Origin of the sequence: Colwellia demingiae (assembly GCF_007954275.1) — a bacterium.
Classification (GTDB): domain Bacteria; phylum Pseudomonadota; class Gammaproteobacteria; order Enterobacterales; family Alteromonadaceae; genus Colwellia; species Colwellia demingiae.
Map to the genome: position 1 here is coordinate 26,288 of NZ_VOLT01000001.1, position 15,055 is coordinate 41,342.

Genomic DNA, 15,055 nt, shown 5'->3' on the forward strand with positions numbered 1-15,055 from the left:
TCGCAATAAACACTTATTTATCATTGACTAGCGTTTATCGTTATTTCAGTCATATTATAGCCAGATAAATGTCACATAAATGTCACATACATTTTAGCGACTTACGGGACTATAAAATCGATACCAGTTTTAGTAATAATGGTATTCGAATTAAATGACAACCCTGCCAACAATCAAACTTAAATTTCACTTTTTGGTGATTTTTATAACATTATTTATTTTCTTTCTAGGGAATTCAAGTTTCCTAGAACAAGTAAGTTTTGTTTATCCTGTAAATGACAATTTAGGCTTTTTAATCGCATTATCTATAGTCGCTATTTTTGTTATTGTTATTTTAGCCACGCTACTTTCTCTGATTATGCCAACCAAAGTAGCGCTTGCTATTTTACTTTTTGTTTCAGCAAGTGCTGGTTATTTTGTTGATAGCTTTGGCGTTATTATTGATGATGTCATGGTCCAAAGCCTATTTGAAACAAACACAGATGAAGCGTTCGATTTATTTTCTGTGACTATGTTTATTAGAATATTTCTATGCTTCTTATTGCCTTCTTTATTTTTATATTTTATCGAGCTGCCACAGCAACCTTTAAAAGCCACTATTATTCAAAAGTCTAAGTTATTGTTCTTTTCAATGGTTTGCATTTCCTTAATGTTGGCAACCTTCAGCAGTCATTTCACTACATTTTTTAGAGAGCATAAACCACTACGGTATTATCTTAACCCTATTTATCCTGTGTACTCATTTGGTTTTTTTATAAACTCTCACTTTAAAAGTGAAGATTTATCCGAACTAACAACTTATGACTTTACCAAAAAGACCACCAATAGAATAAAAGACAAATTAGTGATTGTTGTGGTAGGTGAAACTGTCAGGGCAACCAACTTTCAATTAAACCAATATCAACGCGCAACAACCCCTTTGCTTAGTAAACGTGATGATATTATCAATTATAGTAATTACTCGTCATGCGGAACTTCAACCGCGATTTCAGTACCTTGTATGTTTTCTTTTGATGGTAAAGACAACTTTGATGTCAGTGAAGCCAAAAATAAAGAAAATGCTTTAGATATTTTAGCGAAGGCTAATGTAAATGTTTTGTGGCGTGATAATAACTCTAGTTCAAAAGGTGTAGCTGACAGAGTCAACTATCAAGATTTTAAATCAAATAAAGCTAATACAGTTTGCGATATTGAATGCCGTGACATTGGCATGCTGGCCGGTTTAGATACTTATCTTGCAGAAAATACGGGTGACACCGTAATTGTTTTACACCAAATGGGTAATCATGGGCCCGCCTATTACAAGCGTTACCCAAAACAATTTGAAGTTTTCCAGCCTGCTTGTCAAACCAATGAATTATCACAATGTAGTCAACAAGAAATTATAAATGCCTACGATAATGCTATCGTTTATACCGATTTTTTCCTCAATGAAACAATCAAGTTTTTAGAAAAGAATAATCCTACTTACGATACAACTATGCTGTATGTCAGTGATCATGGTGAATCCTTAGGTGAAAATGGCGTTTATTTACACGGGTTACCTTATTTTATTGCGCCAAAAAATCAAACCCATGTTCCCATGGTTGCTTGGTTTGGCGTTGATTCAAGTCTCAGTAGAGATATGAGTAATGATTTTAGTCAGCAAGCGTTAACTCATGATTCTCTGTCTTACTCATTAATCGATCTTTTTGATATATCTCTAGCAAATAGCAGCTCACCTTACCCTCTTTTATTTCCTAAAAAAGAAACACTACTAGCAAGTGAGTCCACTAGCCATAGCACTGAAGTCGAATAGTGATGAATAATATTAATTTAACTAAGCACATTTTACTGAGTGTTATTTATTTGGTTTTAGTTTTTAGTTTATTTGAACTAACTAACCTAGATATTACGATACAAGATTACTTTTACGATAACGTTAAAGACGTTTGGTTATGGTCAAAAAAAGAGCATGTATTAAAGCTATTTCTCTATGATGCACCAAAAATTGCTCTGGCATTTTTTGCACTAGGTATCATTATTTCACTACTGTTTTTTCGTAAACGGAATCTAGTTACCCGGCATAAAAAGGGTCTTGTTATTGTTTTATTATCTTTAATTATCGTGCCTTCTGTTATTGGATTTTTAAAAGCGACAACAAATTCTGCTTGTCCCGTTGCGCTAGACAATTATGGAGGAGAGATCCCCTATATCAAAGTTTTAGCTTCATACCCCCCAAACAAGACTCCATCAAAGAACCAAAAATGTTTTCCCGCTGGGCATGCCAGTGGAGGCTTTGCTTTGCTGTCTTTGTTTTTTATTTTTACTACAAAAAAAAATCAAAAAGTTGCCATTGTTTTTGCAACTTCTATAGGAGGATTAATGGGGAGCTACAAAATGATAATTGGCGATCACTTTATTAGCCATACGTTAATTACAATGGGGTTGGCATGGCTATTAATCTGCACTGTAGCCGCGTTAGTTCAACAATTCATTACTTTTTCAATTATCAATTCAAACAATCAATTCGAACAATAAATAACAGAGATTTATTATGAACTATCAAGGTAAAGCAACGGGGCTAAAGCGGGTATATTTGGCAACAGGTCACTCACTCAGAGCGTTTAAGTGGTTAATAAAAAACGAAGCCGCATTTAAGCAGGAAACTGTACTGTCAGTTGTGCTTTTTATTTTTACATTTTTTCTTAATATTAGCTTAACCGAGCAAATAACCTTATGGCTAGCCTTAATACTGGTGTTATTTGCCGAAGTTGTTAATACGGCAATTGAAGCCGTTGTGGACAGAGTCGGCCTTGAACATCACCCACTATCAGGCCTTGCAAAAGATTTAGGCTCTCTTGCCGTAATGCTTAGTCTGATTGCTGCAATACTCATTTGGCTAAAAGCCCTCGTTTTATAAACGCGAACACATTCCCTAATTTAATCCAGAGAGATAAATATGAAAGCTATCAAGCTATTCAGGCCTTTTGCTGCCTACACTTTATCAGTATTGTTTTTTTTAGCAGCTTGGCGCTGCCTGTTAATGCTATGGCAACAAGAGATAATAACAAATATTGGCGACTTCTTGGCAGTCTTGATAAACGGTATAAGAATTGATATATCTTCTTTAGCTTATCTACTGGCTATCCCTTTATTATTACATTGCGTAGTGGCGACAAACGTAAAAATTAATAAATACTGGTTCATCTTTTTAAAAGCTTACTTTTTATTAATTTTCGTATTATTTGCTTTTTTTGAATTTGCCACCGTAGAATTTATTGTTCAATACAGTACTAGGCCTAATAGGCTATTTATAGAATACCTTAGTTTTCCAAAAGAAGTATTTGGCATGCTTTTAGAAGGGCACCTTTTTGCCATGATATTTACCTTAGTAGGTGTTCTAGTATCTACAATTATTTACTTAAAAATTCAAAAAGTGATATTTGCTAAAATATTACCTATTGTTGAACTCAAATTACATGCAAAGCTACTTACTTCGATTGCTATAATTATGCTAACTATTCTTGCGGCTAGAGGTACCGTCGGACATAGACCTATTAACCCTTCCTTAGTCTACTTCTCAAATGATCCACTTATTAATTCATTAACTCTTAATTCAATGTACAGTGTTGCCTTTGCTTTAAAGCAGTTTGGAGATGAAAAAAATGCGGCAAAAATGTATGGAAACATGTCGGAAGAAAACATTTTTAGGCTTGTCAAAAAATCAACCTTGATAGCTGATAATAATATTTCAACTATTCAAATACCTACGCTAGTAAAACGCGCTCCTTACTTCAAAGGTAAACCTAAAAATTTAGTTATCGTGTTAGAAGAGAGTCTTGGAGCAAAACATGTAGGTGCTCTTGGGGGGCAGCGTCTAACGCCAAATCTTGATAAATTAATTAACGAAGGTTGGGCATTCAATCAAATGTATGCAACAGGTACTCGATCAGTTAGAGGCATTGAAGCTGTCATTACTGGATTTACGCCTACGCCATCGAGATCTGTAGTCAAGCTCGATAAGTCTCAACGTAATTTCTACACCATTGCACAAACGTTAAAGAATAATGGTTATGCAACGCAATTTATTTACGGTGGTGAAAGTCATTTTGATAACATGAAAAGTTTTTTTCTAGGCAATGGTTTTACCGATATAGTTGATTTTGATGACATTGATAGTCCTGAGTTTGTCGGTTCTTGGGGCGCCAGTGATGGTGATCTCTTTTCCCATTCTATAAAGGAACTTAATACACTTGATAAAAAGGACTCACCATTTTTTAGTTTAATCTTTACTTCGAGTAATCATACCCCTTTTGAAATACCAGCAAATAAAATTCCGATTATTGAAGATGAAAGTGGCCGAGAAAAGGCAATACGCTATGCTGATTTTACCTTAGGTAAATTTATCAATGAAGCTAAGCAGCAGCCATTCTGGGAGGATACGGTATTTCTGATTGTTGCAGATCATGATAGTCGAACCATTGGGCATGATTTAGTGCCATTGAATGCATTTCATATTCCTGCTGTCATATTGAATAGTTCTTTTCCTAACAAAAGAGACAATAGAGTTGTGAGTCAAATCGATTTACCCGTTACCATGTTATCTTTATTGGGGATAAAGGATGCAACACCAATGTTAGGAAGAGATTTGAGTAATGAGTACTCAAATGAGCGTATCATGATGCAATACCACGAGAATTTCGCTTACGTGGAAGATAAAAAAGTAACAATCCTACAACCCAATAAGAAAGCTACGTACTGGTCGTGGGATATTATATCTAAGACGCTATCCCCGACAAAATCACTGCCTGAATTAGGTGAAAAAGCGTTGGCCCATGCACTTTTTGGTTCTATCGCCTACGATAGAAGGCTTTATACTGTTCCACCTAGCAAAATAGAAAGAGAGGAAAATTAAATGTAATATGAAAAACTATTATCAATTAAAGAGTACAAAGAACTATAGCGTTCTATTTTAATATGTTTAACACTTCATGTAGGCTTCTTTGACGGATCAGGTTCCGATAACTAAGCAAAGGCTAAGATCCACTCTCGTATCAAAGTGATCGTTAGAACGGATGAATTTAAACAACAAATAAAGACTATGTTGTGGCAAAGGTTAGCGTTCTTAGATGGAAGATCACTGGCGGCTATGAGCTTACAGTAGCTCCTCAAACATGTATTTATTTTTGGTTGAAACCGCCCCTGATATGTTTATTATTTTACAAAAGCTAATGTCGGCTATTGGCTAGGAGCCGAAGTATTAATTTAGCCTCTCGAAGCTTCCGCTTAAAGGATTAACTTGTCATAAAATCTATCTCACTTTGTGCCCCTTTCCGCCTTAGAAAGCTAACTCGCTTTTGCCACAAATGAGACCTAATTGAGACGTGAACTTATCTTAATTAATAGTCCGCTTTACCACCAAAGCGGTCATTGAAGTTTTTATTATTAATGGCAGTTGCTCCGACATTACTGTCATTCGTTCTAACTCGTTTTTGGACCAAGGTGAATTAGCAATGACCATTTTTTAGTACCAATAACAAGCTCACAAGTTATTCAACTTGAATTCTGCCACTTTGGTCTTGTTTGTACTACGACTATGTTGACCTTAATCATGTGGACGTAATATTAATAGGTATTATTAGAGCGCAGAAGTTAAGCATTCTGCTAAATATGAAATAAGGACAATAATATGAAATATATTGGTGTTTCAATTACTCTGCTGTTTTCTATTCTAGCTTGCAGTAGCAATAGTTATAGTTATAGTCAGGATCAGTTTCCCATCCCAGATGGTCCCTATCTCGGTCAAACGCCACCCGGCTCAACACCTGAGATTTTTGCACCTGGTATTGTTAATAGAGAAAAATCTACCGATCTTGAGGGCATGTTCGGATTAGACATGAATACCTTTTACTTCGTTAGAGAAGGTGAAGAATATGGCGGCGTAGTTAAAGTTGGAGCATTTAAAGGAGATAAAGTTTCCTATGGGCTGGCAGTCATTGAATATAAAAATAATAAATGGCAGCAGTCTGTTGTCGCGAAGGCTGCGAGCGAACCATCTATCTCTCCCGATGGAAATACCATTTTGTTCAAAAATGGATATATAGAACGCACAAACGACGGTTGGTCAGAGATGAAAAGTCTTGGTGAACCTTTCGCAAGTATCGGCATTATGCGGTCTGCTATTTCCTCGAATGGAACCATTTATTTTGATACCTATACCAAAGAGTTGGATACGCCTCTGCGCTTTTCACGTTTGGTTGACGGCAAATATGAGACGCCGAAATCACTGGGCCCTCAGTTTGGCATAGGCAGATATAATGCTCACCCCTACATTGCGCCAGATGAAAGCTATATTGTTTTTGATAGCGTAAGAGACGCCGGACAGGGTTCATCTGATCTCTACATCAGCTTTCGGAAGGCTGATGGCGCATGGGGTCCTGCCATCAATTTGGGAGACAAGATAAATACCGATGCCTCTGAAAAAAATCCAAGTGTATCACCCGATGGCAAGTTTATTTTCTTTGATCGTCGGACAAAACGCGGAAACACAGATGTGACTATCTATTGGGTGGATGCTCAGATTATTGAGACACTCCGACCCAAATAGCAAACCATATAACAAGCTACTTCAGCGGAGCAAGACTCGCTACGCCCCATTGCCCGCTGAATAGAGCGTTATCGATACAAAATATAATATAACCGGTCCAATTAGCAGTAAAAGCAAATGTCTCCTTCGTTAAGGTTCAATAACTGAATGTAAACGGCAGCTTTGATCCTTGAAGCGGACGTTAGGATTACCTTATGACTTCTTCTCGCTATTAGCAGGCATTGATGTGTTATTTAAAGAGCCAACTTTTTATTGCAAAAGCTACCATCAATCTTATGTCAGCTATCGGCAAGGATAGCTGACATAAGAATATGGACTTTTTGGCGCTTTTGCTCCCTTTACGAGAGAGAATTAACCGTCACCTTAGATAATGAGTTTTAAATTTTAAACTCTGGATGTTTTTCTTTGGGAATTAAGTGCAGGATTAATGCCTTGGTCATAAGTACGGCCGAAGCAGGGTTTTGACCTGTGATCAACCTTCCGTCAACAATCACATGTTCCTTACCTTTAGTTGCTGATGTATAAATACCGCCAAGCGAAACAATTTTATCTTCCAATAAAAAAGGATAGTTATTCCTAGCCCAACGTCCTTCTTCAATGTTAGCTTTTGCCGTTAATTTTCGCCCTAAAATGAGCCGAGTACCATTAGATAGTTTGACATTAATCAGTGCGGCGGGGCCATGACAATCTGCTGAAACAATACCGCCATTTTCATATACTTCTCTAGTCACCCTTTGTGCTTCTTGATTTTCAACTAAATCAAACATAGGTCCTGCACCGCCAGCAAAGTATATCGCTCTATACTGCTCTGATATTACCTGCTTTAGCTCAATTGAATGTTCAAGTTTTGCCCGCAGCGAAGATTGCTTAAACCAACTGCGGTCTTTGCCAGATAGACGAGTACTACCACTGGCAATTCCCTGACCTCCTTTAGGACTAGCAATATCAATTTCAAACCCGGTTTGTTCCAATAATTTATACGGCTCAACAACTTCAGGCAACCAAAAGCCATGCTGATCACTGGAAATTATGATTAGCACTTTATCCTTTTTCTCTTTGTCATTTATCTCTATAGCATTTGCAGTCGTGGCAAAAGTAAAAAATAACCAAAGTGAAATGATCATTGTTAATATCGATTTACATTGCGTTAGTGCGTTCATAATTAATCCCTGTGTATAGTCATTGATTGTTTTTCTGATAACAAAGGTACTGGCAATTAGGATATAAAAAATGAACAAGAACGGATTAGTTAGGATTTATTAAGGAAAAACTTGTGACTTAATCGTGACTTTATATAAAAATCAAATAGTTAGGGTGTAAATACATCTTAAAAAAAACTGACTTTTTTTGAAGGTTTTCATTAATTATTTTGATTAAATACTTTATGATAATGTTAGTTAAAATATAACAACTACCAACCAATAAATTTACCGTATTAATAGGATGTACTTTGCGTTATCTCGAATTTGATCACATTACGATAGATACTCAGAATCAATTACTGATCCGTGATGGTGAAAGTATTATCCTTGCACCTAAAGTGTATGACTTATTGATCTTCTTTTGTAAAAATCCAGCAAGAATAATAACTAAAGATGAGTTGATGGATGAAGTTTGGACAGGTACATTGGTGACCGAAAATGCCATTAGTCGTACTCTAGTTAAAGTAAGAAAAGCATTAGGGGACGATCCTAAAAGCCCGCAATTTATCATTACTGTGCCGCGTAAAGGCTATAGAATGGTTACTGAATTTAATGCTAATGATAAATGCCAATACAATGATCAAAATACGACTGAGCAAACAAGTATAAACAAAGAAAACAATAATACGGTAACACCGTCTTTCTCTTCACTTAATAGCACTAAAAACAAACAAAAAAAAACGTTAATCACCTTGTTTTCGCTCTCTTGCGCATTATTAATAGTGACAGTTTCCTTTTATTTTTCAACTCAACAGAATATCGAAATAATTACCACTAAGCAGCTAAAACCACTAACGAGAGAGATAGCTGACGAACAACATCCAAATATATCTCCAGACTTAAGTCAACTTGCCTATACCAAAGTAGTGAGTGGTAAACCAAGTTATATTAATATTGAAAATTTGTCTGATCATTCCAAAATGAGTGTCAGTCACCCTAGAGCAAAGTTATCTCGTCCGGTATGGTCGCCAACGGAGAGTAAAATTGCCTTTTTATATCAGCATAAACAGGTTTGTATTATTTTTTTAGCTGATCAAAAAGAAATTAAAAACAAAGATAACTGGCAACAAATTACAGAGTGTAGCGGTGAAAGTTGGCCTCATTTAGTTTTTTCACCTGATGGGCAATATTTATACTTTAATGACCGACAATCAAAAGCTAATGGTTATCAAATTTTTCGTGTCGATTTGCTCAATAAACAAAAAGACATTATTAATCAGCCAATCACCAGTGGTCAGGGAAATTACGCTTTCGATATTTCTCCTGATGGTAAACGCTTAGTCATGTTAAATAGTGAGTTCACTGCTCAAACTCGTATTTATACGCTAGATATCGCCCAAGCTAAATTGCAACTAACAGCAAAATTACCTTACTTGATGGGCGCTGTCGTTTGGCATCATGATAATATGACACTGGTGCACCCTTCTCCACACCCAGCCTATGAGTTATGGCAAAGTAATTTGGCTGGAGAAAAATTAGCAGTGGTTGTCAGTAATACCTCACGGGTTAAACAACTTTCACGCATTAACAACAAGCAAGATTTTACGTTTGTGTCTTATTTAATAAACCGAGACATTCACTTTAAAGACATAAATAAAGACAACCAGCCGATGAATCTAGATAACTCTTCGGTAATGGATTATCTGCCCGCGCTTGCCAATAATAGTGGTCAATATGCTTTTGTTTCCAAACGTTCAACAACAGCAGAAGTATATTTAGCACAATTACCTACAGAGAATAATAATGTCGCAACGAGTAAACAGCTCACCTTTTTTAATACCCCGGTGAGACTCTATCAGTTGTTATTTTCACCTGATGACAGTCAACTTATGGTTTTAGCTGACAATCAAATTGTTATTGTTGATATAGATAAAGGCGAGGTAAATAATCTGGCTTTAGGCAATAGAGCTATCAGTGGCATCAGTTGGCTGGATCAGCATACATTATTATTCTCGACTATTCGTAACGGCGATTGGCAATTAATGCAATACAATATCGCAACTAAAATACTAACCGCCATGCCAAATGGTTATCAGGGAGGTCTATATGATCAAAAAAATCAACGCTTTTACTTTTTAGCCGATGAAAGCAATGAAGTGATGATATTGGATGACTTAATACAAGCCCCTCAATCAACAGGGTTAATTTGTGAGCCAGGCTTTATAAACCGCCAGCTGAATTTAACATTAACACCTAATGGCTTAGTCTGTTTATCTGATGTTAACAATAATATACAAGAACTTAAGTACTATTCTTTTGCAGATAAATCTATCTCTCCATGGCAAAAGTTACCAACATTGTTTGATTATCAAATAAATAACAAGGGTGTTATTTTCACTCAGTTAAAACAATCTGTGGCTGATATTATGCAAACAAAAAGTCATTAACGAGTAATAACCACCAAATACTCACCTACAATTCATAACATAAATCATTGTTTATATTAACATAAAGTTGTGACCATTTAGATGGTCACAACTTATTCCAAACTAATCACTTCTTTTTCCCGCTTTGTTCCTTTCTTCAATAGCTATTTGCTTAACACTGGCACCACATTGTTAAGCAGGAGTCATTATGGACAAGCCCATCAGCAACAAAATAAAAAAAAACAACTACCGTCACTATTTATTGTTTGCGTTAACTATTTGTATAGCGGCCGTTGTACTTACCATTGCCAAATCAAGTATTGATACGGGAAAAACGTATAACGTTGAGAAACAAAACTTAGTTGTAGATACCGTAAAACAATCAACTTTTACTGAATTTTTACCTTTGCGTGGTTTAGTACAACCTAAAGAAACAATATTTATAGACACTATTGATGGGGGGCGTGTTGAAGAAGTTTTTGTCCAAGAAGGAGCATTGGTTGAACAAGGTCAAGCCATTCTCAAATTAAGTAATACCAATTTACAATTGAATGTTCTAGCACGAGAAGCTGAAGTGTCAGAGCAAATTAATAATATGCGCAATACACGTTTAGCATTAGAACAGAATCAATTGTCACTTAAGAGAGATGTAATTGAGCTCGATTTTTCAGTACTACGTTTACAAAAAGATTTTAATCGCCATAAAACCTTAATTGAACAAAATATAATTTCACAACAAGCTTTTGAACAAGTAGAAGATGAATTAGCTTTTCAAATTAAATATCGAGAAATAGTTAAAGAAAGCCAAGAAAAAGAAGCCATATTACAAAGCCAACAATTAGCCCAACTTGAACAAAGTATTAAAACACTACAAAGCAATCTCGCTATTTCTTGCTCCAGTTTAGATAAGTTAATTATTCGAGCCCCCAGAGCTGGGCAGTTAACATTTTTAGATGCCAGAGTCGGTGAGTCAAAACGTGATGGCGAAAGGTTAGGTCAAGTGGATTTAATTGACCAATTTAAAGTCAGTGCACAAGTAGATGAATTTTATGTCAGCCGCGTTGCCAAAGGACAAATTGCGTCTTTTGAATCAGCCCAACAAAGTTATCAGCTAATTGTTAGTAAAGTATATCCCGGTATCAATAACGGCACCTTTAAAGTTGATTTCAAATTACAAAGCCAACAAGTTGCTCAAACGTTGCGCCTTGGTCAAAGTTTACAAATGAAGTTTAATTTGTCATCAAGTGAGTCAAAACTGCTACTCGCCAATGGGGGATTTATACAGAGTAGTGCCGGAAGTTGGGCATTTGTAGTTGACCCCTCTGGTGCTACCGCCAGTAAGCGCAATATTCGTTTAGGTCGAAAAAACCCACAAAGTATTGAAGTTCTTTCTGGTTTGCTAGCCGGTGATCGCGTGATCACTTCTTCCTACGCCAGCTTTGCTGATGCACAACAACTCAATCTCAGTAACTAAGCACGAATAAAAAAAATAAATAACGAATTTTCAAATCAAATAACGATGGTCGTTCGACAAAAATCGGTCGAAAACAATAAACAGATACCCAAAGGAATTATTATGATCAAATTAAACAATATCAGCCGCTCATTTATCGGCGATGAAGTAGAAACTGTCGCTATTGACGACATGAGCTTGACCATAAAAAAAGGCGAGTTCTTGTCAATATTAGGGCCGTCGGGCTGCGGTAAGTCAACATTACTTAATGTACTTGGTATGTTAGACCATATCGACCAAGGGCAGTTTACGTTTTTGAAAAACAATATAGGCCAATCAACTGAAAGCCAGCGCGCACAATTAAGAAAACAACATATCGGTTTTATTTTCCAGAGTTTTAATTTAATTGATGAATTAACCGTTGAGCAAAACATAGAATTACCACTTTATTATCACAAAGTGGCAAAGGCCGAACGAAAACGTTTAGTTGATGAAATATTACATCGTGTTGATATTGCTCATCGTCGTAACCATTTGCCCGCGAAATTATCAGGCGGACAGCAACAACGTGTTGCTATTGCGCGCGCTATTGTTACTCAACCAGACCTGATTTTGGCCGATGAACCAACAGGGAATTTAGACTCAAAAAACTCGATACAGGTGATGGAGTTACTCCAGCAACTAAACCAAGAAGGTTCAACCATTGTTATGGTGACTCATGCTCCTGAACATGTTGATTATGGTACTCGTGTGATTGAGTTGCTCGATGGAAATATTTGTAAGGACAAACAAATAACGTCTGAAATTAAGCTAACTACTGTGGAGGTGACGTGTGCTTAAATTATTATTAATTGTTGCGTGGCGCAACTTCAGCCGCGATAAAATAACCAGTGCTATTCAATTAATTGGATTGGTTATTGGTATTGCCTGTTTTATCTTAATCCAACAATATGTTAACCAACAAAAAAGTTATAACCAGCAATTTACAGACGCTGAGTCTATTTATCGCATTAACTTACAACGTGATGATAATAGACCACAAGCTTATACCACATTGGCACTAGCTGAAGCGCTTGATAGTAATTTTAAACAAGTGGACTCAGTCACTCGAGTAGCACGTAATAATATTTCTGTTAAGCATCAACAAAATGTTTTTTCGGAGCGTGCCCTCTATGTCGATAGTAATTATTTTAATTTTTTCGACTTTGAATTGATCGAAGGTGATATTAATACAGCACTTGATGCACCAGATAGTCTAGTGTTACACGAAGCGTTAGCCATTAAGTATTTCGCGCGTAGTAGCGGTGTTATTGGTAGACGGTTAACCATTAATGGGAAAGAACATCAAATCACTGCTGTAGTGAAAAAAACCACTACCGCCAGCACTATGCCTACCACGCTATTGATACCAATGAAAAATTACTATGAACTATTACCTGCTGTCGATTGGGCTGAACGTTGGAATTATGCAGCGACAGTAACCTTTGCTAAGATAACAGATGAGACAGATATACAAACAGTCGCTAGCGATGTAAGTCGTTATTACGATAGCCGGACAATAGGTCTATCATCTTATAAAAACCGTCGGATCACTTTCGAGCCTTTACGCGAGCTTTACCTAAATAGCAACGTTAGTTATAGCCTAGTACCACCCGGCAGTGCCGCCATGGTGAATGTGTTCAGTATTATTTCATACATGATTTTAGTACTTGCTTGTGTCAACTTTACTAACTTATCAACAGCCGCCGCCATGCGCCGAGGAAAAGACGTTGGTGTACGTAAAGCATTAGGTGCGAGTAAAGGGCAATTAATAACGCAATACTTAGTTGAGGCAGTGTTATTAACAGCAATAGCTACACTACTTTCCTTAGTCGTTATAACGTTATGTTTACCTGCATTTAATCAACTGATGAACGTCGAATTAAGTCTGACATACTCAATGCTTTTTATCACAAAAATAAGCGGGCTAACACTTTTTGTTGGTGTGGTATCAGGGAGTTACCCAGCATTTTTCTTAAGTAACTTATCTCCTGCCCATGTATTAAAAGGTTTAGTGACAACATCAAAGTCAGGTGTACTCTTACGCCAATCCCTGATCATTATACAATTTGCGATTGCCGCATTTTTAGTAGTCACTAGTCTGGCTGTAAATTGGCAAATGCAGTTTATTAAAGACATGCCACAAGGTTTTGAAAGAGAAAATGTACTAATCGTTAGTTATGGTGAAAAAATCTATCCTGCTTTTAAGAACCAAGTCGAACGTCATCCTGATGTTATTTCAGCTTCGATGTCGCACACAGTGCCAACAAAATCAACGCGTACTTCAAACACAGTAAGACGACTTGACGATATGACGACGGAGATTTGGACAGGTAACAATCCTATTCATTATGATTTCTTTTCAACCTTTGGCATTACGATTTTAGCTGGGCGTGATTTCTCTACTGCTTATGTAAATGATACTTATCAAGAAAATAAAGATGACTGGCAAAGTTCAACAGGGAAATTGATCATTAATCAAACCTTAGCCACGACACTCGGTTGGAGCCCCGAAGAAGCAGTGGGAAAAATGTTGACCTTAGGTGGCGGCAACGAAGGATTACATAATCATCAAATTATCGCGGTGGTAGAAGATACCCATTATGTTAATGCTAAAAATGTTGTACCACCGATGACCTATATATTATCTGCTAAGCCAGAGCAACGCCCTTTGCGTTGGGTCTCTATTCGCTTAAAAGCAGGTGCCAGTTTAGAAACAGTCAAAGACCTTGAACAAATATGGTTGAGCTTAGATGGTAAATTAGCCTTTAAATATAACTGGTTGTCAGACTTATTTTCATCCTCATATCGCAATGAAAACCAGCAAACAAATTTATTAAATATCTTTACGTTAATTGCAATTACTGTAACTGCTATTGGCTTATTTGGCTTGGCTGCTTTTAATACCCAACGACGTATTAAAGAAATTGCAATACGAAAAATACTCGGTGCAAGCACTGCCCAGCTATGCTTTATGTTAGTAAACCAATTTTCAAGTTTAGTATTACTAGCCAACCTCATTGCATTACCTTTGGCTTACTTACTGATACAAGATTGGTTAAATGGTTTTATCTATCGTATTACTATGCCTTACAGCGCCTTTTTACTTAGCGCGTTATTTTGTTTAGTTATTGCCTATATCACTGTAATGGCAGTCGCATTTAAAGCAGCAACAGCCAAACCCGTTGATGCACTTACCTGCGAATAGTCACCATTTTCAGTCTTGAGCTAAAGTTTTTGATATTCTCAAAGGCTTTAGCTGAAACCTATATCCCTAAAAAGCATGGTATTCAAATGATTAATGTAAAAAAATCTAACATAATAAAAAATATAGTACATTGTCTCAGTCAATCCTGCTGGACTGATTTGAAAATTTTTAAATATAAAAAAGCCGTTTAATATCAAC

Annotated in this window: 10 protein-coding genes; 9 read left to right on the forward strand and 1 reads right to left on the reverse strand. The window is 36.5% G+C overall.

The annotated features are described in order from the left end of the window. The first annotated feature begins 154 nt into the window (after window positions 1-154). The 5 genes from ESZ36_RS00135 to ESZ36_RS00155 all read left to right on the forward strand — a co-directional run bounded on the left by ESZ36_RS00135 (window position 155) and on the right by ESZ36_RS00155 (window position 6,589). Window positions 155-1,798, forward strand: coding sequence for a phosphoethanolamine transferase (locus tag ESZ36_RS00135; protein WP_146781855.1), 1,644 nt, complete (start codon window positions 155-157; stop codon window positions 1,796-1,798). 2 nt (window positions 1,799-1,800) lie between these two features. Next, window positions 1,801-2,520 (forward strand): phosphatase PAP2 family protein, encoded by a 720-nt coding sequence (locus ESZ36_RS00140; RefSeq protein WP_146781858.1) that lies wholly within the window; start codon window positions 1,801-1,803, stop codon window positions 2,518-2,520. A gap of 16 nt (window positions 2,521-2,536) precedes the next feature. Continuing rightward, window positions 2,537-2,902: a diacylglycerol kinase gene (locus tag ESZ36_RS00145; RefSeq protein WP_146781861.1), complete on the forward strand. Its 366-nt coding sequence runs from the start codon at window positions 2,537-2,539 to the stop codon at window positions 2,900-2,902. Between the two features lie 39 nt (window positions 2,903-2,941). Further along, window positions 2,942-4,897 carry an LTA synthase family protein gene (locus tag ESZ36_RS00150; RefSeq protein WP_146781864.1) on the forward strand — a complete coding sequence of 652 codons (1,956 nt, stop codon included), beginning with the start codon at window positions 2,942-2,944 and terminating at the stop codon, window positions 4,895-4,897. A 774-nt stretch (window positions 4,898-5,671) separates the two neighbouring features. Further along, window positions 5,672-6,589, forward strand: coding sequence for a TolB family protein (locus ESZ36_RS00155; protein ID WP_146781867.1), 918 nt, complete (start codon window positions 5,672-5,674; stop codon window positions 6,587-6,589). Between the two features lie 377 nt (window positions 6,590-6,966). Here ESZ36_RS00155 and ESZ36_RS00160 read toward each other — a convergent pair whose 3' ends face one another. After that, window positions 6,967-7,749 carry a type 1 glutamine amidotransferase domain-containing protein gene (locus ESZ36_RS00160; RefSeq protein WP_146781870.1) on the reverse strand — a complete coding sequence of 261 codons (783 nt, stop codon included), beginning with the start codon at window positions 7,747-7,749 and terminating at the stop codon, window positions 6,967-6,969. A gap of 290 nt (window positions 7,750-8,039) precedes the next feature. On the opposite strand from ESZ36_RS00160, the gene ESZ36_RS00165 reads away from it, so the two are divergent. The 4 genes from ESZ36_RS00165 (at window position 8,040) to ESZ36_RS00180 (ending at window position 14,857) form a co-directional block, all read left to right on the forward strand. Then, window positions 8,040-10,178 carry a winged helix-turn-helix domain-containing protein gene (locus ESZ36_RS00165; protein WP_146781873.1) on the forward strand — a complete coding sequence of 713 codons (2,139 nt, stop codon included), beginning with the start codon at window positions 8,040-8,042 and terminating at the stop codon, window positions 10,176-10,178. A 187-nt stretch (window positions 10,179-10,365) separates the two neighbouring features. Continuing rightward, the gene (locus ESZ36_RS00170) at window positions 10,366-11,631 is read left to right on the forward strand and encodes an efflux RND transporter periplasmic adaptor subunit (RefSeq protein ID WP_146781876.1); all 1,266 of its coding nucleotides are present in this window, start codon (window positions 10,366-10,368) and stop codon (window positions 11,629-11,631) included. A gap of 102 nt (window positions 11,632-11,733) precedes the next feature. Beyond that, window positions 11,734-12,450 carry an ABC transporter ATP-binding protein gene (locus ESZ36_RS00175; protein WP_146781879.1) on the forward strand — a complete coding sequence of 239 codons (717 nt, stop codon included), beginning with the start codon at window positions 11,734-11,736 and terminating at the stop codon, window positions 12,448-12,450. Next, window positions 12,443-14,857: an ABC transporter permease gene (locus ESZ36_RS00180; protein ID WP_146781882.1), complete on the forward strand. Its 2,415-nt coding sequence runs from the start codon at window positions 12,443-12,445 to the stop codon at window positions 14,855-14,857. Before ESZ36_RS00175 ends, ESZ36_RS00180 begins: the two co-directional genes overlap by 8 nt. Window positions 14,858-15,055: the final 198 nt, after the last annotated feature.

Coding starts and splice junctions, on each gene's coding strand:
- ESZ36_RS00135 (WP_146781855.1), top strand. CDS start 155: ATGACAACCCTGCCAACAATCAAACTTAAATTTCACTTTTTGGTGATT.
- ESZ36_RS00140 (WP_146781858.1), top strand. CDS start 1,801: ATGAATAATATTAATTTAACTAAGCACATTTTACTGAGTGTTATTTAT.
- ESZ36_RS00145 (WP_146781861.1), top strand. CDS start 2,537: ATGAACTATCAAGGTAAAGCAACGGGGCTAAAGCGGGTATATTTGGCA.
- ESZ36_RS00150 (WP_146781864.1), top strand. CDS start 2,942: ATGAAAGCTATCAAGCTATTCAGGCCTTTTGCTGCCTACACTTTATCA.
- ESZ36_RS00155 (WP_146781867.1), top strand. CDS start 5,672: ATGAAATATATTGGTGTTTCAATTACTCTGCTGTTTTCTATTCTAGCT.
- ESZ36_RS00160 (WP_146781870.1), bottom strand. CDS start 7,749: ATGAACGCACTAACGCAATGTAAATCGATATTAACAATGATCATTTCA.
- ESZ36_RS00170 (WP_146781876.1), top strand. CDS start 10,366: ATGGACAAGCCCATCAGCAACAAAATAAAAAAAAACAACTACCGTCAC.
- ESZ36_RS00175 (WP_146781879.1), top strand. CDS start 11,734: ATGATCAAATTAAACAATATCAGCCGCTCATTTATCGGCGATGAAGTA.